We start from the raw sequence: 24,854 nt of genomic DNA, 5'->3' as shown, positions 1-24,854 counted from the left end.
AAGAAGAGAGCGCATCATGACTGATTTCCCTGTTTCGCCGTTTGGTACTGATATCACCAGTGAAGACATCGCCGCAACCATGCAGCAATTTAAAGGTTGGGAAGACCGTTACCGTCAGGTGATTCAATGGGGTAAAAAGCTGCCTCATATGCCTGAAGAGCTTAAATCAGAACAAATTACGGTATCTGGTTGTGAAAGCCTAGTGTGGTTGGTGAGCAAAGAGCAAGAAGGCGTATGGCACTTCTGCGCTGATTCTGATGCGCGTATCGTTCGTGGTCTGATTGCCTTGGTGATGGCAGCTTACGACGGCAAAACGGCAGAGCAAATCCAAACGTTTGATATTGATGCTTACTTTGAAAAGCTGGGTTTAATTGCTCATCTAAGCCCATCGCGTGGCAACGGTTTGAAAGCGATTGTTGAGCAGATCAAAACACAGGCTCAGTAATTGCGATTAGTTAACACCGCATAAAGAACAAAACAAAGAAAAGGGTTGAAGCCAAATGGTTTCAACCCTTTTTCTATGTATCTAGATTGGTACCTTGATTGTTAAAGCATATCGACCGCTTTCTCGACGGCTGCAATCAGCTTCTCAACATCTTCTAACGTATTGTAGATACCAAAAGAAACACGCACCGTACCTTTGACGTTGAGCGCATCCATCAGAGGGTGAGCACAGTGATGCCCAGCACGAACAGCGATACCTTGTTGGTCAAGCAGTGTAGCAATGTCTTGGTGGTGAACGCCGTCCATCACAAAAGTAAGTACTGAAGCGTTCGGTTGGTAACCGAGGATTTGAATGTCATCCAACTGGCTTAGTGCTTGGTAAGCTTTGTTCTGCAGAGAATGTAGATGTGCCTCTACTGCGGCTTGATCGAAGCCTTGGTACCAATCGATCGCTTTTGCTAGCGCAATTGCGCCTGCGACGTTCGGTGTACCCGCTTCAAACTTACCCGGCAAGGCTGAGAAGGTGGTTTTCTCAAACGAGACTCTTTCGACCATTTTGCCGCCGCCGTGCCATGGTGGCATCGCTTCTAAAAGCTCAAGCTTGCCATAAAGAACCCCAATCCCTGCAGGTGCATACAGTTTGTGACCAGAGAAGACATAGAAATCAGCATCGAGCTCTGCCAAGTTCAACGGTTCATGAACAATACCTTGTGCACCATCAACAACAACAACCGCGCCTACCGAATGCGCCTTAGCGATGATTTTCTCAATAGGTTGACGAGAACCCGTCACATTGGTGATTTGTGCACATGCTACGATTTTACAGCGCTCCGACAACAATGCTTCAAATGCACTGATATCGAATTGGCAATCGGAGGTCATCGGAACTTTAACGATTTTCGCGCCCGTTTGCTCTGCGACAATTTGCCAAGGCACGATGTTGGCGTGATGTTCCATTTCACTGATCAGGATTTCATCACCTGCTTGGAGCGAGCTTCGGGCATAAGTTTGCGCGATTAGATTTAGTGCTTCGGTTGCGCCGCGAGTCCAAATGATTTCTTTGGAACTGCTTGCCCCAATGAACTTCGCAACGGTTTCACGAGCCGCTTCAAATTGACTGGTCGCGTTGGCTGTTAAGCTGTGACTGCCACGGTGCACGTTAGCATTTTGTGCACTGTAGTAATGGCTAATCACATCGATCACGCACTGTGGCTTTTGTGTTGTTGCTGCGCTATCAAGGTAAACCAAAGGTGACTGGTTGACGTCTTGATTCAGAGCTGGGAACTGTTCGCGTACAGCGTTTACGTCAAACATTATTCGTCACCGAGCTCGTGATAATGCAGTGTTGGGATAGTGACTAACGGCTCTGCAACCATCCATCCATGCTCTTTACCGGAAAGTTTGATAATGATTTCCATAGCGAACTCAAGTGCGGTTCCTGGTCCCTGACTTGTCAGTAGATTGTGATTCACGTCCATGGTGACACGTTTTGCTCGCCATTTGTCTTCCGGAATATGAGATTGGAAGCTTGGGTGACATGTCATCAAAGCTTCAGGGTAAAGGTTGTGGTGTTGCAAAACCAAAGCAGGAGCAGCACAAATTGCCGCAACCAGTTTACCTTCGTACATATGCTGTTTCAGGATCTCAATCATGATGGTGCTATCACGGAAGGTTTCTGCACCACCTACGCCACCAGATAGAACAATCGCATCAAACTCGTCATCGGCAATATCAACCAGCTTGCAATCCGCGGTTAGTGTCACACCACGAGAAGCTTTCATAGTCAGTGCACCATCGAAGTCTGCGCTTGCAACCGTTACGTCATAGCCTGCTCGAACCATTAAGTCGATAACGGTTACCGCTTCCATTTCTTCGGTGCCCGGAGCGATAGGTACTAAGATCTTTTTGTTCATTGTTCTGTCCAGCTTTGTTCAATCTGTTTGATGCGTTGATAGAGTTTGGCGTTCTCTGGCGTACTGATTTGATGCTTTTCGGCGGCTTGCAGTAGATAACCAGTAATAAAGTCTATCTCGGTACGACGCTGGTGAAAAACATCTTGTCTCATAGAAGAGTAGTTGGCCGCTGTAGCGTTAACCACTTGCATAATAGTGGCATGCAAAGAGTCAAAATCGATCTCTATCTCTTCTTTATTCATGACTGCTACCAGCTCATGAGTGATATTAGTCAACTCGATGGCAAACTCAGGAGCGGCAAGCTCACCATTCTTACATTGATGGATCGCGGTCAGTGGATTGATAGCACAGTTGATCGCAAGTTTGGTCCACAACGCAGCGTTGATGTTTGAGTTCCAATTTACCTCGGGCAAAGCGTGGTTCATCACATCTGCAAGAAAGCCACACTGAGCACCTTTAGCATTAAAACCACCCAGTTGAGTATTCCCCTGACCAGTGTGAAGAACCAGCTCTTTACTTGGTTTGTAAGCACCGTGTGTTGTTGTGGCAACTATCAATGGGTTATCAGGCATTTTTGCTTCAAGTAGCGGTGCAGTGCCCATACCGTTGTGCAGTAACATCACGATTGTGTCTTCGCTGATGTAGGGAAGAATAGGCTCAATGGCTCCCTCTACTTGCCATGCTTTTACCGTCACAACAATAAGATCTGCGGCTTGTACAGAAGGAAGGTGCTGATTAGCGAAGCTAATTGCAGGAGCGTCATCAAGTTGAAGCTGTTGCTTACTATCAGAGGTTCTTCCCCATAAGGAAACATTGTGCCCAGCAAATTGAAATTTGGTCGCCCATAGTGAGCCAACAGCTCCCGGCCCAAGGATAAGAATATTCACCAAACGCTCTCATTAAAAAGGTTTGCTGCAAGGATAATGAGGGAGAAAAGGAAAGCAAATAAAAATGGCGCCGAGAGGCGCCATTTTTGGGGAACTTATCGGTTCTATTAGAACTTGTAAGTTACAGCTAGGTAGTGACCGAAGCCAGTAGATTTGAAGCCGTCAGTATCTTTGATACCGTAAACGTCTTTGTAACCTTTCAGGCCGTAACCAACTGCGAAGCGGTCAGAGTGCCAGTAGATACCGTTGAACATTGCACCACCGCTGCTAGCAGTAGAGTACTCATCTTTCATACCGAATTGGTAATCGATGTAACCTTGGTAAGAAATGAATGAACCGTTCTCGAAGAAGTAGAATGGTTTGAACCAGTTAGTCGAGATTTGGAAACCGTTCCAATCTTTGTTGTTACCTTGGTAAGTACCGTATAGGTTTAGGCCGATTTTGCCCAACCATGGAACCATTACGTCAGAACCTAGACCAACTTTTTGGTTGTTTACTGAGAATGGGTTTGTTTTGTAATCAGTACCGTCCCACTCAAATAGAGTTGCAACGTAAAGCTCTTGAACTGGACCGAAAGATAGGTCTTTACCAGTTAGGCCGTCTAGAGACATACGTGGAGCGAACTTCATGAAGATTTTAGGTGCGCCAGCTTTGTCGCTGCCTTTGTCTGTAGCTAGGTTGAATACGTCAACGTAACCGTATAGGTCGAAGATACCAGAGCGGCCGCCGAATTCCATTTCTAGGTAGTCGTGAGATGACTCGCCTGGAAGTTCGTCAAATGCACCCATAAGGTTGAATTGCATCCACTTGTAATCGTTTTTGTGGATGTCGCCGTCAGAGTAATCTGCAGCCATTACTGGAGCTGAAGTAGCCGCTAGAAGGCCAAGAGCTAGAAGTGATTTACGCATAAGGGGACTCTCTATGTTTGTAATGATTCAGAACACGCAATCTTTGCTGCGCTTTCCAATTGGCAGGGATAATAGCGATAAAAATCGCAAATGAAAGTGATAAAGGATGCAAAAATGAAGGTTTTTGGTGATGTTTGTCACGAAACTAATTTTAATAACGGAACTTTTATGTTGTTGCATGTTTTTGCATAAATAGTGTGATTTAGATCGTTTGCGCGGGCGATTTTATGACATTTTAAGCCAGTCGTTTAACCAACATAAATCGTTAGTGATCTGACTGATACGTCCCTCGTATGAGTTATTGAATCAAAGAGGACGATTTAATGAATGAAGTGATGTTGTTCCCATTAACCTCGGTTGTACTACCCGAAGGGAAAATGAATCTGCGTATTTTTGAACCGCGTTACAAACGTATGGTGAAAGAATGCAGCATACAGAACGTTGGGTTTGGGGTGTGCTTGGTCGGTAACGATAGTGACCAGAGAGCAGCGGGAAACGTTTCGTCTATCGGTACTTTGGTGACCATCGTTGATTTCGAAACACTCAGTGATGGGCTTCTTGGCATTACGGTCGTGGGAGAGAGACGCTTCCGAGTGAAGCGTTTGCGCTCTGATTTTGATGGTCTTCGTCATGCTGACGTTGAATGGATGGAAAATTGGCAACAGCCCCACTCCTATCCAGACTTTCTTCACTTGAGTACGCAACTCGCTCACGTTTACGAACAATTCCCCCAACTTGGTAACCTGTATCAACACCGTTTTTATGATGATCCTTCTTGGGTTACGCAGCGTTGGTTGGAGCTTTTGCCACTCGACCGTTCATTGTTTGAAAAGTTAGTAGGTGCGGATGATTGCATCGAAGCTCTAACGTTTCTTACACATGCCATTGAAGCCCCAAACGAAAGAGAGACTAGGATATGAAAGGACTTACTAAATCCGCAGTGACCTTAGTTGCTGCCATCGGTTTGGCTGCTTGCGGCTCAGACAGCGACACAATTGAATATTCAAACCTGCAAGCTGTCCACGCTTCGGCGGATGCCCCTTTAGCGAATGTATGGATAAATGGTAACGCAGCACTAACCGGCGTTGATTACGGTGTTGGCTCTGGTTACGTCAAGTTAATGGCGGGAGAAAACACGGTTCGTGTCGATGTACAACTACCGGGCGGTGAAGTGTTGAATGTTGTTCCAGAGACGATGTTGGACCTAAACAGCGAAACTAAATATACAGCCTTTGTCGTGGGTGATGCCGCGGAAGGTACAGTTGAGCCTCTAGTGGTAACTCGTAGCGCAGCTTCTATGGCGGATGAAAATAACTTGGATGTTCAAATAGTGCATGCGGCGGCGGAGATACCGCCAGTGAATGTTTATGTAACGGCTCCTGGCGCAGACTTGTCTATGTCAACGCCCGTTGCAATGCTAGGTTATAAAGACTCAACTGATGTTCTGAATATTCCAGCTGACAATTACCAAGTGCGTTTGGCTGTGGGCGATTCGGTTGCCTTTGATTCAGGCTCAATCCCATTGCCGGCAAATGCAAATTTGACCATTGCAGCTATCAAAACGGGAGATTCAGACAGCACTTCTCCAGTGAAGTTGTTGGTATTGGATGGTTCTGGTTCTTCTATAATTGAGGATACGGGGAGTAAAGCGGAAGTACGAGTTGGTCATTTAGTTGAAGACGCAGGTACTGTCGATGTCAACGTGAATGGAGCGCCGTTCGCAATGCTCTCTAATCCTGAGTTCGCGCCTGAACGAACTACTCCGGGCGTAGGTAGTTACCTAGGGCTTGATTCGGGTAATTACGACATCGATGTCATCGATCAGGCTTCTGGAACGACCATCATTGACGCAGATGGTGTCCCTTTGATGGGCGGTATGGATTACAGTATCTATGCCGTAGGAATGGCATCTACTATGGTTGAACCTCTCGTTGTTGAAGATATGCGTAGATCTGTAGTAACCAGTGCAACGTTAAATGTTACTCATGCTGCTGCAAATCCAGTCGCTGAAATGGTAGATATCTATCTCACTGCGAGTACAGGCATAGAAGGAAGTGATCCAGCAATAGCGAACTTTGCGTATAAAGATAGTGTGCAAGGCGTATACGTGGCGGAAGGATCTTATTTTGTAACTGTAACGGTCGCTGGCGACCCATCAACGGTAGCCATAGATTCTGCCCCCGTAACGTTAATGAACGGTGTCGTATATCAAGTAATTGCTATCGATGATGGCAACAATGGTGGCTTCAACCTAATCGTTGATGACATCTCAGATTAGGGAAAAGGAAGGGAGGAGGAAACTCCTCCCCTTAAAAGGCTGATTATGATGAGTGATAGCCCGCAGAAGCTTGGGCGAAGCGAGTGGAACGACTATATGGATAAAGTAAAAGCGAGAGATAAAGCCGCTTTTGCTTTCGTTTTCCGCTTCTACGCTCCGAAGCTTAAGCAGTTCGCCTACAAACATGTTGGAAACGAGCAGGTCGCAATGGAAATGGTTCAAGAGACTATGGCGACCGTTTGGCAGAAAGCACATTTGTACGACGGAGCAAAAAGTGCTCTTTCCACTTGGATCTACACAATATTGCGTAACCTTTGCTTTGACTTGCTGAGAAAGCAGAAAGGGAAGGAGTTACATATTCATTCTGATGACATTTGGCCTTCAGAATATTACCCGCCTGATTTGGTCGACCATTACTCACCAGAGCAAGATATGCTAAAAGAGCAAGTTGTGAAGTTCTTGGAGATTTTACCCAAAAATCAGCGAGACGTGCTAAGAGCGGTGTATTTGGAAGAGTTACCACATCAGCAAGTTGCAGAAATGTTTGAGATCCCCTTAGGCACGGTGAAATCTCGGCTGAGGCTTGCAGTTGAGAAATTGAGGCATTCAATGCATACGGAGCAATTATGAACAAACATCCAGATAAAAACTTGTTAGAGGCATATGCTTCGGGAAGTATTGACGCAGTTTCTGGCTTAGTTGTCGCTACGCATTTAGAGACTTGCTCCGACTGTCGTGCATATGTAAATCAGGTAGAGGCTGCTCAGGCCGTACTCGTGAGTGATATTCCTACAGAGTATGGAGAAGAGTTTGACACTATGCTTGATGAAATATTGTGTGCAGAAGCGGTGTCCGACGACACCATTGTACTAGAACAGGCTAAAGTTCAAGTCGCAGGGAAAGACTTCACATTACCAAAAACACTGAGTCGGTTTTCTGACTTAGTCAGTGATTGGAAAAGTTACGGCGGCAAAGTTTATAGCGCTCAGTTAGATCTTGGAGAGGATGCTCGCGTCAATCTTATGTACATCGGTGAAGATGTACGGATTCCTCAGCACACTCACAAAGGCTTGGAGTCGACCTTAGTGTTACATGGTGGTTTTAGTGACGAGGAGGGTCATTACGAGGCTGGTGATCTGCTGGTCAAAGACGCCACTGCTAAGCATAGTCCGTTCACGAAGCCAGGAGAAGACTGTTTATGTTTAACAGTCCTGACGGAGCCGATGATTTTTACACAAGGTGTAGCTCGAATTTTCAATATGTTTGGAAAGGGCATGTACCCATAGATATTGGCTCAACAAATCCCAATAAAAAAGCCACCGACGTTCGGTGGCTTTTTTCCATTATTTCTTCTTAATCTCTTTGTCTTGCTTTTTCGAGCAACTCAGTGAAATAGTGTCGCAGTGAATAAAGCATGATTAAACTCGGAATTACCATCAAAGCGGTGAGAACAAAGAAGGTTGTCCAATCATTCAAGTAGTCAACGAGTTCGCCACTAAAAGAAGCAAGAGTGGTTCGGCCAAAGTTACCAAGTGAAGCTAATAGAGCGTATTGAGTTGCTGAAAAAGCTTGTCCGGTAAGGACCGTCAAGAACGACACAAAAGCAACGGTAGAGAATGCCGTTGTAAAGTTGTCCACAAAGATCGTTGCTAAGAATAAATGCTCGCTCGGGCCAACTTTCGCAATCCAAGCAAACATGAGGTTACTTGCTGACATCGCAATGCCGCCAATCATCAAGCCTCTTACAATGCCGAACTTCACGTTGAACATACTACCTACAAACGTGAATACCATAGTTGCGCCCCATCCAATGAGCTTAGAGTAGTAGCCAATTTGCTCATTGCTAAAGCCTACCTCTTTATAGAAGGCAATCGACATACGACCTAAGAACGCTTCACCAATTTTGAATAGAAAGACGAACAGTAGCAACGTGATAGCGACCCGAACTCCATTACGGTTAAAGAAGTCCAAAAATGGCTCAACGACGGTTACAGTGAACCAAGCAACTAACTTTGAGCCTACAACTTCTTTATGGCGTTGTTCTGCTTCTCGTTGAAGCTGTTCTCGCTGAGTATTTGGCTCACCAACCAGTAGAGTAAAAATCATGAGCAGAACAACAATCATTGCCATGCCGTAGTAGACGCCGTTCCATCCCACAGTATCTGCATTAATAAATGCAAGGTAACCAGGTAGCGAATAACCGGTCCACCAACCGATTACTGCCATTGCTGAAGCTTGAGGTAATTTTGAGTCTTCTGTTTTCGGGAAGGTATCAATACGAAAAGCGTCAATAGCGATGTCTTGGGTTGCGGATGCTGTTGCTATACATAGAGCAAGCATAGAGGTGAAAATCAAATTCTCTGCTGGGTTCACATCAGCAATAAATAAGGTCGCAACTAGCACGATACTTTGGCAAAGAAAAATCCAACTTCGTCGCTGCCCTAGTAAACGATGCAAAACAGGTAATTTGACACGATCAACTAATGGCGCCCATAAAAAGTTGATTGCGTAAACTGCAAAAACGCTACCGAAATAACCGATTGCCGATAACGTTAAGCCAGCGTCTTTGAGCCAGCCTGACATGTTTGAACCAATAAGCACCCATGGAAAGCCGCTTGAGCAGCCAAGCATGAAAACCCAAAGTAGGCGTTTATCGAGGTAACTTTTTACCGTTTCCAACCAAGTGATGGAAGGTAATGAAGACATAAATCAATCCGTTAAAATAGAGCCGCTAAAAGAGAAAGCCCTTCGAATATTCAAAGGGCTTATGATTTTGGCTATTTGAGTAGTGTTGCTTTGGTGATGACGATTTGTGTCTCTGGGACATCGCGCATCCGACCAATGGATTTGGTTGGTTGTTTCGCCATGCTTTCAATGACATCGAAGCCTTCAGTAACAACGCCAAACACGGCATAACCTGGTGGGCGAGAGCCGTAGTTCAAGAAATCGTTATCTACTAGGTTAACGAAGAATTGTCGAGTAGCTGAATCGGGAGCATTGGTACGAGCCATTGCGATGGTTGCACGGTCGTTATTTAAACCGTTGTTACCCTCGTTTTTGATTGGAGCGTACGTTTGAACCATTTGCATATCTTGGTTAAAGCCACCACCTTGAGCCATAAAGCCAGGGATTACGCGGTGGAAAATCGTACCTTCGTAACTGCCATCTTCTACGTATTTCAGGAAGTTTGCGACGGTTATTGGTGCTTTTTCTTCGTTTAGCTCCACCGTAAAGTTTCCTAACGTGGTTTCAAACGCGACTTTTGGGCCCGCAAAAACGCTGCAGCTCAATAGCGCAAGAGAAAGAATCGCTTTACGTAGCATTAGAATCGCTCCTGCATGTACTGACGAAGTTCAGAATCATTCGCAGCTTCTTTTAAGGTTAAACTAATAACATCATTAAGCGTTTCTTCAATGTCTGAATCAGAGGCACTTAATGTACCCGAGCGCTTAGCGGTACCCGTGTAAGTCTTAACCAATTTACCTTCAGGTGTTTCTGCAGTGATCTCGATGACGACCTTCGCATCCATCTCATTTTCCATGACCGAATGTTTCACATTGATAAGCGCTTCTTGGATCTCTAGTTCGATAGAGTTATTGCTATTGAGGTCGGTGCGGAAACCTTGAGAAGCAAATTGCTGAGCAAATGCGTCTTCAAGAGTGATTCTAAGGTTTTGTTTTGCGTGTAGAGGTAAAATATTTGAACGGCCGTTATCAACCAATGCCACATATTGTGCAGCGCGGACGTCTTTACTGGTTAAGCTGTAGGTTTTTCCCTGTACAATTGAATTCGTGCTCAAAGTTGTTTGAGGCATAAGGTTCAATTGTGGCTGCTGTGGAGCTGAACAGGCAGCAAGCAGGGCAACTGAAGCTGCTAATACCAGTTTTTTCATCTTATTATTCCTTTTTAAAGTCATAGCTTTATTGCATAACGCTTAATTTAGCAGGATCTTTTGTCGCCTGTAAAATTACGAATTTGCTGTTAGAAGCGACAAGTTTCACATTTTTATCGCCAAACAAGCGTTTCAGCTTAACGTCGTAACCAAGATGGCGATTACCTATGACTTGTAATTTACCACCTTGGTTCAAAATTTGTTTCGCATCACAGAACATTTGCCAAGCAATATGGTCGGTAATAGCTTGTTGCTGATGAAATGGTGGGTTGCACATGATTAAGTCTGCACTATTGTGCTCAAAGCCATCTAAACAGTTATTGACGATGCATTGGGCGGGATGCTCGGCACCTAGGTTATCAATAAGGTTCTGTTTGGCAGACTCGATAGCCATAAAGCTCTCGTCAACGAGCGTTAACTGAGCGCCTGGGTTGAGTTGTCCTGCTTTTACTGACAACACACCATTACCGCATCCAAGGTCGATGATGCTTTTGATTTTAGGATCTTGCGGAATATGCTGAAGCATAAAGCGGGCACCCAGATCTAAGCTTTCGCCTGAATAAACATTTGGCAGATTTTTTAGTTGTATGTTCTCACCTTCGACACCCCAAACCGTAAAAGGGTCAACTGTGATAACGGGTTGTGCATTGGCAGCAGAAAAAACCAAGCGATGCTTCTTCCAAGCTAAAGACGTTTTTGTTTCGCCTAAGTGCTTTTCGAATAACTTGAGCGTTGATGTATGAATATCTTTCGCTTTATTTACTGCGATAATAGGGCACGATACGGGCAGTGTTTTACGTAGTTGGCTCAACAGCCAAACTAGATGACGATTGCTTTTGGGTAACTGAAGCAAAACTATATCGGTTTGGTTGGAAATTTCACTGATGGTTGAGTCAAAAGTCACGCTATTGCAGTGATTATTCTCTAAGTTCAGTTGAGCTCCTCTTTGAGAGACAAATGAGTCGCTTATCGATGTGACGTTATGCTTCTCTGAAAACCAGCATGCCAATGCTCCAAAACTATCATTGATGATAAGTATGTTCTGATTGGTAGGCAGATCCAGTTCTTCCACGTGGTTAATTAGGTACTCATCTCCCGCATCCCAAGCTTGAAGTGTTTCATTAGCGCGCTTTGGGAAGCGATGAAGTGTAAGACTTCTATCGTGAAGGTTCAGTTCGGTTTTCATAAGTGAGTTAAGGGTAGTTGTAACATACAGCTGGTATTGTCGCAGATGATAGCGGGACAAGATACTAAAAAGCTGTCAATTCTCTGTTTCTCGTGTTTTAGCGCTGTACGTGATACAGGCAAAGAAGTGTGAAGGCTCTTTGAAATTTAAACCAGTTGTACGTTGTTTGAATGAGTTGCGTATATACTTGCATAATTCGTATTTGCGAGGACGTAATATGATCCAAGAAATCATAGAAAAGAAGCTACATAGTGAGCTGCAGCCTAGTTACCTAAAAGTGATTAACGAAAGCTACATGCATAATGTTCCACCAGGCTCAGAAAGCCACTTTAAAGTGATTGTCGTATGTAATGCTTTTGACGGTCAGCGTTTAATTGGTCGCCACCGACAAGTTAACCAAATCTTGGCTGATGAACTTGATAATCACATTCATGCTTTGGCGATTCATACTTACACTGAAGCTGAGTGGCATGAGCAACAAAATGGTGCGCCAGATAGCCCAATGTGCATGGGCGGAGGGCGCTAAAGTATTGATAAAAGAAGATGACGAGAGTCATCTTTTTTTATTTTACATTTTTACGGGGACACAATGTGGTACAAAAGCTGGTTAAAAAATGTGTTAACAGTGTTTCAACAAATAAATAGAAATTTCTGTTTGTTTCAAACCATGAATATATCACTAAATAGGTATTCGTAGAGGACGATGCAATTGTGCGATGGTTCAAACTTATGACTATTCTTTAGCCTTTTAGATCTGATTCGGTCGAAATAAAACCACTATTGCTATCATTGGTCATGGCATCAAGTTCCCAAAAAATGCTAGACTACTGCACCTGATAAATCTCGCTCAAAAAATGTGATGAGATTTTTAATAGGATGTTGCGATTTTGATGTTTTAAACAGCATCAAAACCGGACACTGATGTCGTGTCTAAAAGTTACGCAATCAAAAGAATCTTTTTCCCGATAAAAGTAGTGCAAGTGCGTATGATTACAATAAAGAAGGGCTTGGATCTTCCTATCGCAGGAGCTCCATCCCAGGTGATTAATGATGGTAAGACCATCAAAAAAGTCGCCTTGCTTGGCGAAGAGTACGTTGGCATGCGTCCTACCATGCATGTCCGCGTTGGCGATGAAGTGAAAAAAGCGCAAGTTCTTTTTGAAGACAAGAAGAACCCTGGCGTTAAGTTCACTGCTCCAGCAGCCGGTAAAGTGATCGAAGTTAACCGTGGCGCTAAGCGTGTACTTCAATCTGTAGTGATTGAAGTGGCAGGCGAAGAGCAGGTTACATTTGATAAGTTCGAAGCAGCTCAACTAGCAGGTCTAGATCGCGAAGTGATCAAGACTCAATTGGTTGAATCTGGCCTTTGGACCGCTTTACGTACTCGTCCGTTTAGCAAGGTTCCAGCAATCGAGTCTGCTACTAAGGCTATTTTCGTAACTGCAATGGATACTAATCCACTAGCAGCACAGCCTGAGTTGATCATCAATGAACAACAAGAAGCATTCGTTGCAGGTCTAGACATTCTTTCAGCCCTGACAGAAGGCAAGGTTTACGTATGTAAATCTGGCACTAGCTTGCCACGCTCTTCTCAGTCTAACGTAGAAGAACACGTCTTCGATGGCCCTCACCCAGCAGGTCTTGCTGGCACCCACATGCATTTCCTATACCCAGTAAATGCACAAAACGTGGCTTGGAGCATCAACTACCAAGACGTTATCGCGTTCGGTAAGTTATTCCTAACTGGTGAGCTATACACAGATCGTGTTGTATCTCTTGCTGGTCCTGTAGTGAATAACCCACGTCTTCTTCGTACTGTTGTAGGTGCTTCTCTTGAAGACCTAACTGACAGCGAATTGATGCCAGGCGAAGTTCGTGTGATTTCAGGCTCGGTACTTTCTGGTACACAAGCGTCTGGTCCACATGCTTACCTTGGCCGTTACCATCAGCAGGTTTCTGTCCTGCGTGAAGGTCGTGAGAAAGAACTGTTTGGCTGGGCTGTTCCTGGTAAAAACAAATTCTCAATCACAAAATCTTTCCTTGGTCACATCTTTAAAGGTCAGTTGTTCAATATGACAACGACAACTAACGGTAGTGATCGTGCAATGGTTCCAATCGGCAACTACGAACGTGTAATGCCACTTGATATGGAACCTACTTTGCTACTTCGTGATCTATGTGCCGGTGATACTGACAGTGCTCAAGCACTGGGTGCACTTGAACTGGATGAAGAAGATTTGGCATTGTGCACCTTTGTATGTCCTGGTAAATACGAGTACGGTCTGCTACTTCGTGAATGCCTAGATACCATTGTGAAGGAAGGGTAATCCATGCTTAAGAAATTCATAGAGGATATCGAGCATCATTTTGAACCAGGCGGTAAACACGAAAAATGGTTTGCACTGTACGAAGCAGCAGCAACACTTTTCTACACGCCAGGTCTAGTAACAAAACGTAGCTCGCACGTTCGTGATAGCGTTGACTTAAAACGTATCATGATCATGGTTTGGTTCGCGGTATTCCCAGCAATGTTCTGGGGTATGTACAACGCGGGTGGCCAAGCTATCGCAGCACTTAACCACATGTACGCTGGTGATCAACTAGCGACAGTTATCGCAGGTAACTGGCACTACTGGCTAACAGAAATGTTTGGCGGCACCATCGGTGCTGAAGCTGGTGTTGGCAGTAAGATGCTACTAGGTGCGACTTACTTCCTACCGATCTACGCAACAGTATTTATTGTTGGTGGCTTCTGGGAAGTACTTTTCTGTATGGTGCGTAAGCACGAAGTTAACGAAGGCTTCTTTGTAACTTCTATCCTATTCGCACTTATCGTTCCACCAACGCTACCTCTATGGCAAGCGGCACTAGGTATCACATTTGGTGTTGTTGTTGCTAAAGAGATCTTCGGTGGTACAGGTCGTAACTTCTTGAACCCTGCTCTTGCGGGTCGTGCTTTCCTATTCTTTGCTTACCCAGCACAAATCTCGGGTGACGTAGTATGGACAGCAGCTGACGGCTTCTCTGGTGCAACTGCTCTTAGCCAATGGGCTCACGGCGGTAGCGGCGCGTTGATCAACAACATCACTGGCGCTCCTATCACTTGGATGGATGCTTTCATCGGTAACATCCCTGGTTCAATTGGTGAAGTATCGACTCTAGCTCTAATGATCGGTGCAGCGATGATCGTATACATGCGAATCGCTTCGTGGCGCATCATTGCGGGTGTAATGATCGGTATGATTGCAGTGTCAACACTATTCAACGTGATTGGCTCTGACACCAACCCAATGTTCAACATGCCTTGGCACTGGCACCTAGTTCTAGGTGGTTTTGCATTCGGTATGTTCTTCATGGCAACTGACCCAGTATCAGCTTCATTTACCAACGGCGGTAAATGGTGGTACGGCATCCTAATCGGTGCAATGTGTGTGATGATCCGTGTAGTTAACCCAGCTTACCCTGAAGGTATGATGCTGGCGATTCTATTCGCGAACCTATTCGCACCTCTGTTCGACCATGTGGTTATTGAGAAGAACATCAAGCGGAGACTAGCACGCTATGGCAAGTAATAACGACAGCATTAAAAAGACGCTGGGTGTTGTTATCGGGTTGAGCCTTGTTTGTTCAATCATCGTATCAACAGCAGCCGTAGGCCTGCGTGATAAGCAAAAAGCTAACGCTGTCCTAGATAAGCAATCTAAGATTGTAGAAGTTGCTGGCATTGAAGCAGACGGTAAAAAAGTACCTGAGCTATTTGCACAATACATTGAACCTCGTCTAGTTGATTTCAAAACGGGTGACTTTGTAGAGAAAGCTGAAGATGGCTCTACAGCAGCTAACTACGACCAACGTAAAGCCGCTAAAGATCCAGCTGAGTCTATCAAGCTAACGGCTGATGAAGACAAAGCTAAGATCCTACGTCGTGCTAACACAGGTATCGTTTACCTAGTGAAAAGTGGTGATGAAATCTCGAAAGTTATCATCCCTGTTCACGGTACAGGTCTTTGGTCAATGATGTACGCATTCGTTGCGGTTGAAACTGACGGTAACACTGTGTCTGGTATTACTTACTACGAGCAAGGTGAAACTCCTGGACTTGGTGGTGAAGTAGAAAACCCAGCATGGCGCGCTCAATTCGTTGGTAAGAAACTATTCGATGAGAACCACAAACCAGCAATTAAGATTGTTAAAGGTGGTGCTCCAGAAGGTTCTGAACACGGCGTTGATGGCCTATCTGGTGCGACACTAACTGGTAACGGTGTTCAAGGTACATTTGACTTCTGGTTAGGTGACATGGGCTTCGGTCCTTTCCTAGCAAAAGTTCGTGACGGAGGTCTGAACTAATGTCTAGCGCACAAAACATTAAAAAGAGCATTATGGCGCCGGTGTTGGATAACAACCCGATCGCGCTGCAGGTTCTTGGTGTATGTTCTGCTCTTGCAGTAACAACTAAACTAGAAACAGCATTTGTAATGACACTAGCGGTAACGTTTGTAACTGCACTGTCGAACTTCTCTGTTTCTTTAATCCGTAACCACATTCCTAACAGTGTGCGTATCATCGTTCAGATGGCAATCATCGCATCACTAGTAATCGTGGTAGACCAGGTGCTTAAAGCATACCTATACGATATCTCTAAACAGCTATCTGTATTCGTAGGTCTGATCATTACGAACTGTATCGTAATGGGTCGTGCAGAAGCATTCGCAATGAAATCTGCGCCAATCCCATCGCTAATTGATGGTATCGGTAACGGTCTTGGTTACGGTTTCGTTCTTATCACTGTTGGTTTCTTCCGTGAGCTATTTGGCTCAGGCAAACTATTTGGCCTGGAAGTTCTACCTCTAGTGAGCAACGGTGGTTGGTACCAGCCAAACGGTCTGATGCTACTTGCACCATCAGCATTCTTCTTAATCGGTTTCATGATCTGGGCTATCCGCATTATCAGACCTGAACAAATCGAAGCGAAGGAGTAAGGACGTCATGGAACATTACATCAGCCTGCTAGTTAAATCGATTTTCATCGAAAACATGGCACTGTCTTTCTTCCTAGGTATGTGTACTTTCCTTGCCGTATCTAAGAAAGTTAAGACTTCTTTCGGTCTAGGTGTTGCAGTTGTGGTAGTACTAACTATCGCGGTTCCTGTGAACAACCTAGTTTACAACCTAGTTCTGAAAGAGAACGCGTTAGTTGAGGGCGTAGACCTTAGCTTCCTAAACTTCATCACCTTCATCGGTGTAATCGCAGCACTTGTACAGATCCTAGAGATGGTTCTTGACCGTTTCTTCCCACCTTTGTACAACGCGCTAGGCATCTTCCTACCGCTGATCACAGTAAACTGTGCGATCTTCGGTGGTGTATCTTTCATGGTACAACGTGACTACAACTTTGCTGAATCTGTTGTTTACGGTTTCGGCTCTGGTGTGGGCTGGATGCTAGCGATCGTCGCTCTTGCAGGTATCCGTGAGAAGATGAAGTACTCAGATGTACCTCCTGGTCTACGTGGTCTAGGTATCACGTTCATCACTGTAGGTCTAATGGCGTTAGGCTTTATGTCTTTCTCTGGTGTTCAACTGTAAGTCGGGTAAACCGCAACAATTAAGGAATAGTCAATGGACATTATTCTTGGTGTAGTGATGTTTACTCTGATCGTACTTGCGCTAGTACTAGTGATTCTTTTCGCTAAGTCTAAGCTTGTACCAACAGGTGACATTACAATTTCTGTGAACGATGACCCTTCACTGGCGATCGTTACACAACCAGGTGGTAAGCTACTATCTGCGTTAGCTGGTGCTGGCGTATTCGTATCTTCTGCTTGTGGTGGCGGTGGCTCTTGTGGTCAGTGTCGCGTAAAAGTTAAATCAGGTGGTGGTGACATCCTACCTACCGAGCTTGACCACATTACTAAAGGTGAAGCACGTGAAGGTGAGCGTCTAGCGTGTCAGGTTGCAATGAAAACTGACATGGACATCGAACTTCCTGAAGAAATCTTCGGCGTTAAGAAGTGGGAATGTACTGTTATCTCTAACGATAACAAAGCAACATTCATCAAAGAGCTTAAGCTACAAATCCCAGATGGCGAATCAGTACCTTTCCGTGCTGGTGGTTACATCCAGATTGAAGCGCCAGCTCACCACGTTAAATACGCTGATTTCGATGTACCTGAAGAATACCGTGAAGATTGGGACAAGTTTAACCTGTTCCGCTACGAGTCTAAGGTAAACGAAGAAACGATCCGCGCATACTCTATGGCTAACTACCCAGAAGAGCACGGTATCATCATGCTTAACGTGCGTATCGCTACGCCGCCGCCAAACAACCCTGACGTACCACCTGGTATCATGTCATCGTTCATTTGGTCTCTAAAAGAAGGCGACAAGTGTACGATCTCTGGTCCATTTGGTGAGTTCTTCGCGAAAGACACTGATGCTGAAATGGTATTCGTTGGTGGTGGTGCAGGTATGGCTCCAATGCGTTCTCATATCTTCGACCAGCTGAAACGTCTGCACTCTAAGCGTAAGATGTCATTCTGGTATGGTGCACGTTCTAAGCGTGAAATGTTCTACGTAGAAGACTTCGATGGCCTAGCGGCTGACAACGATAACTTCGTATGGCACTGTGCACTGTCTGACCCTATGCCAGAAGATAACTGGGATGGTTACACTGGCTTCATTCACAACGTTCTTTACGAGAACTACCTACGTGATCATGAAGCGCCAGAAGACTGTGAATACTACATGTGTGGTCCACCTATGATGAATGCGGCTGTAATCGGCATGCTGAAAGATCTAGGTGTAGAGGATGAAAACATCCTTCTAGATGACTTCGGTGGTTAATCCCCCTAAGTGATTGAATCTATGGCTAGCTCTCTAAGAGCTAGCCATTATTTTTTGTAGAAATAAAAACCATATTCAACAGTTGCTATAGGAAATCGGTTTGTCTTGAGAGAACCCATTTTCCATATCAATTTAACGACAATAGGAGTAAACAAGTGAAAAAGTGGCTTGTTGCATTCGCTTCTCTATTGGTTCTAGCTGGTTGTGAACAGCCTGCAGATCAAGTTCATTTAAGTGGCCCAACAATGGGTACCACATACAACATTAAATACATCGAGCAAGATGGCCTGCCATCGCCTGAAGTTTTGCAAACAGAAATCGACCGCCTACTTGAAGAAGTGAACGATCAGATGTCGACTTACCGTGAAGATTCAGAGCTTAGCCGTTTTAACCAACACCAGACCAGTGAGCCATTTGAAGTATCACCGCAAACGGCAACGGTAGTGAAAGAAGCGATTCGCTTGAACGGTCTTACTCTAGGCGCACTAGACGTAACCGTTGGTCCACTAGTGAATCTTTGGGGCTTTGGTCCAGAAGCGCGTCCAGATGTGGTTCCGACAGATGAAGAGCTAGCTGCTCGTAAAGCGAATACTGGTATTCACCACCTTTCGGTTGAAGGCAATAAAATGTCGAAAGACATTCCAAACTTGTACGTTGACCTATCTACTATCGCAAAAGGTTGGGGTGTTGATGTGGTTGCGGATTACCTACAATCACAAGGCATTCACAACTACATGGTAGAAGTTGGCGGTGAAATGCGTTTGAAAGGCATTAATCGTGAAGGTGTGCCATGGCGTATTGCAATTGAAAAGCCGACTGTTGATGAGCGCTCAATTCAAGAAATTATTGAGCCTGGCGACATGGCAATTGCAACAAGTGGTGACTATCGTAATTACTTTGAGAGCAATGGTGTGCGATACTCTCACATCATCAATCCGCAAACAGGCAAACCAATCCATCATAAAGTGGTGTCTGTAACGGTACTGGATAAATCGTCGATGACGGCTGATGGTCTTGCAACTGGCCTTATGGTACTAGGTGAAGACAAAGGCATGGAAATCGCGAACGAAAATAACATTCCTGTTTTCATGATTGTGAAAACGGATGATGGTTTTAAAGAGCTGGCTTCGGAAGCATACAAGCCGTTCATGAAGAAATAACAACAGAAGTGAGCATGTCCTTATGAGTACATTTCTAATTACTTTTGCTGTTTTTGTTGCGGTGATTGCAGCGATGGCAGTGGGTTACATCTTCCAAAAGAAGGTGGTAAAAGGCAGTTGTGGTGGTCTTGGTGCGGTTGGTATTGAGAAGGTATGTAACTGCCCAGAACCATGTGATGCGCGTAAGAAGCGTGAAGCTCGTGAAGCTGCCCGCGCAGAAAAGCTGGCTGCATGGGAAAAAGATCGCATTGCTTAATCAGCGATAGCAAGAATGATAAAACCCAGCTAATGGCTGGGTTTTGTTTTTTAGGCTTTATATCAAGAGGAGAGGCTTACTGATAAATAGTTTGGTTTCGCCCATTCCCTTTTGCTTGATATAAACGGTCGTCTGCCACTTTAATCTGTTGGTCAAGATCACCTTCAACACTCGCCACACCAACACTAATGGTCACTTGAATGTTCTTATCTTGATAAGGAATAGGGGTCTTCTCCACTCGTTGACGCATTTGCTCCAAGCGGGTCACAAAATCTTCATAACTACCGCACGCTTGAATACAAAACTCTTCGCCGCCGAAACGCGCAATCACATCATCCGGGAAATAGATTTTTAATATATTCGCGACCATAACGAGTGCCGCATCGCCACCATCGTGCCCGTAGTTATCATTCACTTTTTTAAAGAAGTCGATATCTAACATGGCAATATTACGTTTTTCGCAACCATCACAAGCTTGGCCAAACAGGAAGCGGCGATTCCACAATCCAGTCAAAGCATCTTGGTTTGCCATTCTAAACAGTTCTGTTGTCGCTTCCTTCATATCCAGTATTTGATGAACACGGCAGAAAAACTCTTCCTGATTAAATGGCTTATATAAGAAATCATTAGCACCGGCTTTGAGGAAGCGAGCGGTCATTGTGTGGTCATCACTTCCGGAGATACCAAGAATAGCGAGTTGGTTTTTATCAAAATTCTGCCGTAATTCACGGATCATTGTAATGCCATCTTTTATTGGCATGTCATGATCGGTGAGTATAAATGTGATGTCGGGATTTTGTTCTATTAACTCAATCGCTTGTTGGCCATTCTCAGCCTGAAGTGTTTGGATATATTGGTGCTCTAACAACTGCACAACGTGGTGGCGAACAGTCATTGAGTCGTCTACAACCAAACACTTATGCTGCTGGTTATTTGTTAAGCGCTTAATGAGAGGAAGTAGGTAAGAGACAGAAGCCATGCTGTCTTTCAGTATGTAATCCAATACACCTTTCGCTAGCATCTGCTCACGAATATCTTCTTGGAACATGGCTGTTAGCACGATAACTTTTTGGTTATGAGATAACAGCAGATCAATAATTTCGCCATCTTGAGCATCTGGCAAACAGTAATCTAATACGGCGCACAACAGCTCTGGTTGTGAAGCTAAGGTTGATTTCGCTTCATCATAACTTTCAGCAGCAAGTACTTCGTAGCCCGCTTTCGTTAATATTTGCTGCAGGTAATTTCTATAAGCACGGCTGTCTTCGACAACCAAAATTCTCTTACTCAAAAAGTTTCCCTACTTTTGTATATAAATTACTTTTAATGTTATAGAGCTCAATAATAATAGAAAGTGGGGTGAATACCATGAAAAAATTCTTGGCTCTGGCTCCAGATAACACTATTTTAAATGCGCCTATTTATCGCTATACTGTTTTTTTAAACAGTGTTATTTGTGTGTAGATCGTGCAAGAACGAGTAAGAAAAATCATTCACGTTGATATGGATTGCTTTTAAACTTGAGGGTGTTGATTTAAGAAAAAAATTGTAAGTATTTTTATTGCTTGATACCTTTTGCTTAAAGGTAGCAATGCAATGGAAAAATGTATGCAAAGAATAAATGATAAAACTTATAACAAGCACTGGATTTATCTTGATGATAACGATGTGCCACTTCTGTTACCTTGCCTTTATAATCGTTACACCACCTTGAATGGGCTTTCTGTTGTCCATGAAAAAGTAAAGAACCCTGAGACCGAACAATATGACTTCCAATTCAAGGAGGTTGAAATTGGTGAAGATGCTCAATATGTCAGGGGTGAGAAATTAGGCGTTTTCCTTGAGTGGTTAGAAGATTACGCCAAAGGATCAGAACATCCCCTACTTACACTCGGTAACCATACTGCTCTTCCTGCTGAATATATGAATACATTTATTAATGACCATCTAATTCAGACGATGGAAACTAGTGAAGTTGTAGTTAATCGAGCGGTGATGTCACTAAGTAGTTATTACAACTGGCTCTCTTACTTTTTTGATACTCCATATAAGAAAATCTTTATTTATTCAGAAAATAGAGAAATTGTTCGTTCAAATAACAAGTCGAAACTTATTATAAAGTACCTCCTTCCAGCGACAAGAGAACTGCTTTATAGAAATTGCAGCACCTTATTAAGTGAAATTGCACTCCGAAATGGTGGGAAACTTGGCTGTCGAACTCGTGAAAACCAAGGATTTTACTTGGATGACTTTAAGGCTGATGGTTCTACTCAAAAAGGCTTATTGAGCCTTTTTAAAGATATGACGGATAACCCTAATAAAGAGGAATTCGAGTATCATCTAGCTTCTTTTCATGCAAAGTATGGCTCAAAGAGAAAGCTTTATATTGAGCGTAATCACCTAGCATTAATGAAGCGATATTATGATTTGGAGCGACCAAAAACTGAGTGCAATCAGTTATTGGTATCAAATTCAATTAATAGTAGTCGAGGTAAAGTTGTATCTGAGCGATTTGGAAGTGATGTTTTTGCCGATGTATTAAAGAAAGTTCGCAAATTAATGCAAGAGAATCCAGAAGCTTACTCAGGCTACCAAGAGTTGGATAAAGCACTGAGTTACCACCACTTAAGACACTCATTTGGCACTGATGTTTTTTATGAAGGTTGCCAAAAAGCAAAGAAATCATACGAATCGATTACCACGGAATCTGCGGTGTATATTGAAACCGCAAGACGCTTAGGACATAAAGTAGATAGCAAGTATTCAAACCAAACCACCAAAGTGTACATTCATGCTTGCGGTCAGAGAGAGCAGTTACTAAAGGAGGTGGTTAATGGATAATTTAGAGGCACTTTCAAACGTTGAAATAGAAACACTGCTATCTAGTGAGTTTGCGAAAAAACAGCCTGTTACGTCAATAAAGATTCCTTTCTCTGTTAGGTCTATTTTTATCCCTAAGGGTGTATCTAGTGCTGCCTATACTCTATTAATGACCGACACCAAGGACTCCGATAAAGCGATTATCTACAAGGCAATGATTGCGGCTTATAACTACGTCTTTTTTGATAAAAGCGCTGCGCTTTCTGCAAAAGATCTATTTTCGAAGGTAGCCAAACCATTCATTGAATGGCTTAATGCCCACAAAATTAAAAATCGCTACGAAGCACTAAAACTTTACGAAACCGACCGTATGGATGAGTTAGACAATCATGGGGGTCTAAGCCCATTAGTCAATTTAAAGGTTGTGTTGGGTTATTCTATTGAGTCTGAATCATTAAGAAAAGAGTTAAGTAGTGATGAGTATGCGTATCTTATTGAACTTCGCAAGACGAAATCTACCCCTAACCTGAATAGGTCTCAAAAATCCATAGCCAGTTATTTCGGTGCGTTAGATTGGTTGAGAAGAGACGATATTGGTATTGGAAGTGAGCTTTATTCCGCTCTCGCTTCCCCAAAGCTGGCGATGAATTCATTAAGCCTAACCGCAGCCACTATTATTCTTGAATTGAAAACCTATAAAGATGAACTACATACGCTGATTAAGAGCATGGAGCCTCAGCTAAGTTCTTGGTTAGCTATTGAGTCAAAGGATAGCATCTTCGATAGGTGTAAAGCAGTCGGTAATATCATTTATTTGATGTTGTCTGCTTATCATAAGCAAGATAATCCATCGAATGCCCTTAGAGCAGCGCTAGGGACTTTCATTCTTTCTAATTCAAGGAGTTTAGCTGCCTACAGTGCTATTACTTCTGCATTAAAGAGTCAGGATGAGTGTGATAGCCTTTTTCTGAATAAAAAACGTGACAAAACGAAAGTTAATATGGATTTCGCAAGCATTCATTTTACTACATCACTAGATGGTGTTCTTTTCTCTATCAAGTGGATTAAGGATGTGTTAAAGGGTGATTCATCAAAAGCACTGACTGATGTCGGAGGGCTAATGTTTGCTTGGTTAATGGCAAGCTTAACGGTGCAACCAAATGACATACCTAAACTAAGGCACTCTGATTTTAGATTGATGAAAGTTGGCGGGAGGGTCACCAATATTGAATGTGAGTATTTTAAAGGTCGGGCTAAAGTGTTTCATACAACCCGTTCTTTATCCGCTCGAACACCAGAAGGTAAGGCGCTTTTAATACTACTAGAACAGCAAGATGAAGGCTTACCTTTCTTTACTAAGCAAGACTTGTCGATTAGTAACAAAATCCACTCACTTTTAGGTGTTTTTAATGCGCTACTTCAAATAAGCGATTTGTCTGAAAAGCTTAAAGCTGCACACGAAAAACAGCAGCTACCTAATTTAATGCCTCAAGCAATTTGCGCCCTGATTTCCCACGGTATCCATCCTCAAAATGTTATTGAGAACCCTTATAAAATAACGATAGAAGAGAGGCGAAAGTTAGTCGCTCAATCGCAATCGCGTTGTCAGAGAAAATTTTTTGGTCTTCAATCTATTAAAAATAGTGCGGTTCATGCATTTAGTGACCCATACACATTGAATTACCTGATTAATCGAAACTCTCACTCAAACCAAACCGAGAAAGTAAGCTATTTAACCGAAGAGAATGAAGAGTGGATGAATAGCTCAGGTCGAATCACTCGCGAGGTGATGTTGGACTTAATTCAGAATGTTTTTAATTTGAACTTTAAGCCTGAGAATGAAAAACAAGTCGCAGCATTTAATAGTGAGTTTATGGCGGTCACAGATTTGATTGCATACAAACATGAGGAAATGAATGCAAGGCTTAGAGTCGTCACAGGGCAAGAAAAGGGGCGTGTTAATGAAGTGGGCGTGATGGCGCTGAGTGACCAAAAAGAAGATGAAGGGTTATCGCCGATCTATGTTTCAGATAGCCCTATTACTGTTTTAAAAATACACAATTACCTCCATGAATTCAAAAAGAATTACAAGAAGCTTCTTTCTCATAACCCTGACCACTTATTTAAAACCGTGATACCGACTGTAGAATGGCTAGAAGATACCTTGCCGAAGATGAGTAAAACGTCACAGCGTAAAGGTAGGGAGCTGTTTGACTTAATGATAAAAAATGGCGTGGTAATGAGCGTCTTTCACTCGATGTAAGGGGGAA

The 24,854-nt window shown here is 43.7% G+C and carries 25 protein-coding genes; 16 read left to right on the top strand and 9 right to left on the bottom strand.

Annotated elements, in window-relative coordinates; genetic code table 11:
- Positions 1-16: 16 nt before the first annotated feature.
- Complete coding sequence (gene csdE, locus B853_RS11480) at positions 17-445, top strand: cysteine desulfurase sulfur acceptor subunit CsdE (RefSeq protein ID WP_038885193.1); 429 nt, start codon at positions 17-19, stop codon at positions 443-445.
- Between the two features lie 101 nt (positions 446-546).
- Here csdE and csdA read toward each other — a convergent pair whose 3' ends face one another.
- From csdA to B853_RS11460, 4 genes are all read right to left on the bottom strand, one after another.
- Positions 547-1,758, bottom strand: coding sequence for a cysteine desulfurase CsdA (gene csdA, locus B853_RS11475; RefSeq protein WP_038885194.1), 1,212 nt, complete (start codon positions 1,756-1,758; stop codon positions 547-549).
- The gene (locus B853_RS11470; protein WP_038885195.1) at positions 1,758-2,357 is read right to left on the bottom strand and encodes a DJ-1 family glyoxalase III; all 600 of its coding nucleotides are present in this window, start codon (positions 2,355-2,357) and stop codon (positions 1,758-1,760) included. Before B853_RS11470 ends, csdA begins: the two co-directional genes overlap by 1 nt.
- Positions 2,354-3,244 carry a 2-dehydropantoate 2-reductase gene (panE, locus tag B853_RS11465; RefSeq protein ID WP_038885197.1) on the bottom strand — a complete coding sequence of 297 codons (891 nt, stop codon included), beginning with the start codon at positions 3,242-3,244 and terminating at the stop codon, positions 2,354-2,356. The genes B853_RS11470 and panE overlap by 4 nt, the downstream gene beginning before the upstream one ends.
- 107 nt (positions 3,245-3,351) lie before the next feature.
- A complete protein-coding gene (locus tag B853_RS11460; protein ID WP_010449855.1) occupies positions 3,352-4,152 on the bottom strand; it encodes a nucleoside-specific channel-forming Tsx family protein in 801 nt (266 codons plus the stop codon).
- Between the two features lie 323 nt (positions 4,153-4,475).
- Between B853_RS11460 and B853_RS11450 the strand changes: the two genes are divergently transcribed.
- The 4 genes from B853_RS11450 to B853_RS11435 are packed head-to-tail and all read left to right on the top strand — an operon-like array spanning position 4,476 to position 7,716.
- Positions 4,476-5,072: an LON peptidase substrate-binding domain-containing protein gene (locus B853_RS11450; RefSeq protein WP_038885198.1), complete on the top strand. Its 597-nt coding sequence runs from the start codon at positions 4,476-4,478 to the stop codon at positions 5,070-5,072.
- Positions 5,069-6,430: a DUF4397 domain-containing protein gene (locus tag B853_RS11445; protein ID WP_038885199.1), complete on the top strand. Its 1,362-nt coding sequence runs from the start codon at positions 5,069-5,071 to the stop codon at positions 6,428-6,430. The genes B853_RS11450 and B853_RS11445 overlap by 4 nt, the downstream gene beginning before the upstream one ends.
- A 45-nt stretch (positions 6,431-6,475) precedes the next feature.
- The gene (locus tag B853_RS11440) at positions 6,476-7,060 is read left to right on the top strand and encodes an RNA polymerase sigma factor (RefSeq protein WP_029561030.1); all 585 of its coding nucleotides are present in this window, start codon (positions 6,476-6,478) and stop codon (positions 7,058-7,060) included.
- Entirely contained in the window at positions 7,057-7,716 is a 660-nt protein-coding gene (locus B853_RS11435; RefSeq protein ID WP_038885200.1) for a ChrR family anti-sigma-E factor, read from the top strand. The genes B853_RS11440 and B853_RS11435 overlap by 4 nt, the downstream gene beginning before the upstream one ends.
- Positions 7,717-7,783: 67 nt before the next feature.
- Here B853_RS11435 and B853_RS11430 read toward each other — a convergent pair whose 3' ends face one another.
- The 4 genes from B853_RS11430 to B853_RS11415 all read right to left on the bottom strand — a co-directional run bounded on the left by B853_RS11430 (position 7,784) and on the right by B853_RS11415 (position 11,508).
- Positions 7,784-9,136, bottom strand: coding sequence for an AmpG family muropeptide MFS transporter (locus B853_RS11430; RefSeq protein ID WP_010449846.1), 1,353 nt, complete (start codon positions 9,134-9,136; stop codon positions 7,784-7,786).
- 71 nt (positions 9,137-9,207) lie between these two features.
- The gene (locus B853_RS11425; RefSeq protein WP_038885201.1) at positions 9,208-9,753 is read right to left on the bottom strand and encodes a peptidylprolyl isomerase; all 546 of its coding nucleotides are present in this window, start codon (positions 9,751-9,753) and stop codon (positions 9,208-9,210) included.
- Complete coding sequence (locus tag B853_RS11420) at positions 9,753-10,322, bottom strand: YajG family lipoprotein (RefSeq protein WP_010449842.1); 570 nt, start codon at positions 10,320-10,322, stop codon at positions 9,753-9,755. Before B853_RS11420 ends, B853_RS11425 begins: the two co-directional genes overlap by 1 nt.
- A 28-nt stretch (positions 10,323-10,350) precedes the next feature.
- On the bottom strand, positions 10,351-11,508 hold the full coding sequence (locus B853_RS11415) for a methyltransferase (RefSeq protein ID WP_038885203.1): 1,158 nt from the start codon (positions 11,506-11,508) through the stop codon (positions 10,351-10,353).
- Between the two features lie 217 nt (positions 11,509-11,725).
- Here B853_RS11415 and B853_RS11410 point away from each other — a divergent pair, with 217 nt between their 5' ends.
- From B853_RS11410 to nqrM, 9 genes are all read left to right on the top strand, one after another.
- Positions 11,726-12,034 (top strand): BolA/IbaG family iron-sulfur metabolism protein, encoded by a 309-nt coding sequence (locus B853_RS11410; protein WP_010449838.1) that lies wholly within the window; start codon positions 11,726-11,728, stop codon positions 12,032-12,034.
- A 460-nt stretch (positions 12,035-12,494) separates the two neighbouring features.
- A complete protein-coding gene (locus B853_RS11405) occupies positions 12,495-13,835 on the top strand; it encodes a Na(+)-translocating NADH-quinone reductase subunit A (protein ID WP_038885204.1) in 1,341 nt (446 codons plus the stop codon).
- Between the two features lie 3 nt (positions 13,836-13,838).
- Positions 13,839-15,080, top strand: a complete 1,242-nt coding sequence (locus tag B853_RS11400; protein ID WP_010449833.1) for an NADH:ubiquinone reductase (Na(+)-transporting) subunit B — start codon at positions 13,839-13,841, stop codon at positions 15,078-15,080.
- Complete coding sequence (locus B853_RS11395; RefSeq protein WP_038885205.1) at positions 15,070-15,855, top strand: Na(+)-translocating NADH-quinone reductase subunit C; 786 nt, start codon at positions 15,070-15,072, stop codon at positions 15,853-15,855. The genes B853_RS11400 and B853_RS11395 overlap by 11 nt, the downstream gene beginning before the upstream one ends.
- Complete coding sequence (locus B853_RS11390) at positions 15,855-16,487, top strand: NADH:ubiquinone reductase (Na(+)-transporting) subunit D (RefSeq protein ID WP_005436651.1); 633 nt, start codon at positions 15,855-15,857, stop codon at positions 16,485-16,487. The genes B853_RS11395 and B853_RS11390 overlap by 1 nt, the downstream gene beginning before the upstream one ends.
- Before the next feature lie 7 nt (positions 16,488-16,494).
- Positions 16,495-17,091 carry an NADH:ubiquinone reductase (Na(+)-transporting) subunit E gene (nqrE, locus tag B853_RS11385; protein ID WP_005436652.1) on the top strand — a complete coding sequence of 199 codons (597 nt, stop codon included), beginning with the start codon at positions 16,495-16,497 and terminating at the stop codon, positions 17,089-17,091.
- Between the two features lie 33 nt (positions 17,092-17,124).
- Positions 17,125-18,348 carry an NADH:ubiquinone reductase (Na(+)-transporting) subunit F gene (gene nqrF / locus B853_RS11380; protein WP_005436653.1) on the top strand — a complete coding sequence of 408 codons (1,224 nt, stop codon included), beginning with the start codon at positions 17,125-17,127 and terminating at the stop codon, positions 18,346-18,348.
- A 155-nt stretch (positions 18,349-18,503) separates the two neighbouring features.
- Positions 18,504-19,508 (top strand): FAD:protein FMN transferase, encoded by a 1,005-nt coding sequence (locus B853_RS11375; RefSeq protein ID WP_038885206.1) that lies wholly within the window; start codon positions 18,504-18,506, stop codon positions 19,506-19,508.
- 22 nt (positions 19,509-19,530) lie between these two features.
- Positions 19,531-19,764 carry a (Na+)-NQR maturation NqrM gene (gene nqrM, locus B853_RS11370; RefSeq protein WP_005436655.1) on the top strand — a complete coding sequence of 78 codons (234 nt, stop codon included), beginning with the start codon at positions 19,531-19,533 and terminating at the stop codon, positions 19,762-19,764.
- Between the two features lie 76 nt (positions 19,765-19,840).
- Here nqrM and B853_RS11365 read toward each other — a convergent pair whose 3' ends face one another.
- The gene (locus B853_RS11365; protein WP_038885207.1) at positions 19,841-21,055 is read right to left on the bottom strand and encodes a diguanylate cyclase; all 1,215 of its coding nucleotides are present in this window, start codon (positions 21,053-21,055) and stop codon (positions 19,841-19,843) included.
- A 317-nt stretch (positions 21,056-21,372) separates the two neighbouring features.
- Between B853_RS11365 and B853_RS11360 the strand changes: the two genes are divergently transcribed.
- Both B853_RS11360 and B853_RS11355 read left to right on the top strand, forming a co-directional pair.
- On the top strand, positions 21,373-22,605 hold the full coding sequence (locus B853_RS11360; protein WP_038885209.1) for a site-specific integrase: 1,233 nt from the start codon (positions 21,373-21,375) through the stop codon (positions 22,603-22,605).
- Positions 22,598-24,847: a hypothetical protein gene (locus B853_RS11355; RefSeq protein ID WP_038885210.1), complete on the top strand. Its 2,250-nt coding sequence runs from the start codon at positions 22,598-22,600 to the stop codon at positions 24,845-24,847. The genes B853_RS11360 and B853_RS11355 overlap by 8 nt, the downstream gene beginning before the upstream one ends.
- Positions 24,848-24,854: the final 7 nt, after the last annotated feature.

The organism is Vibrio rotiferianus CAIM 577 = LMG 21460 (genome assembly GCF_002741985.1).
GTDB classification, from domain to species: Bacteria; Pseudomonadota; Gammaproteobacteria; order Enterobacterales; family Vibrionaceae; genus Vibrio; species Vibrio rotiferianus.
Note: the sequence above shows the minus strand (reverse complement) of the source record. Positions and strands in the feature narration are given on the sequence as shown.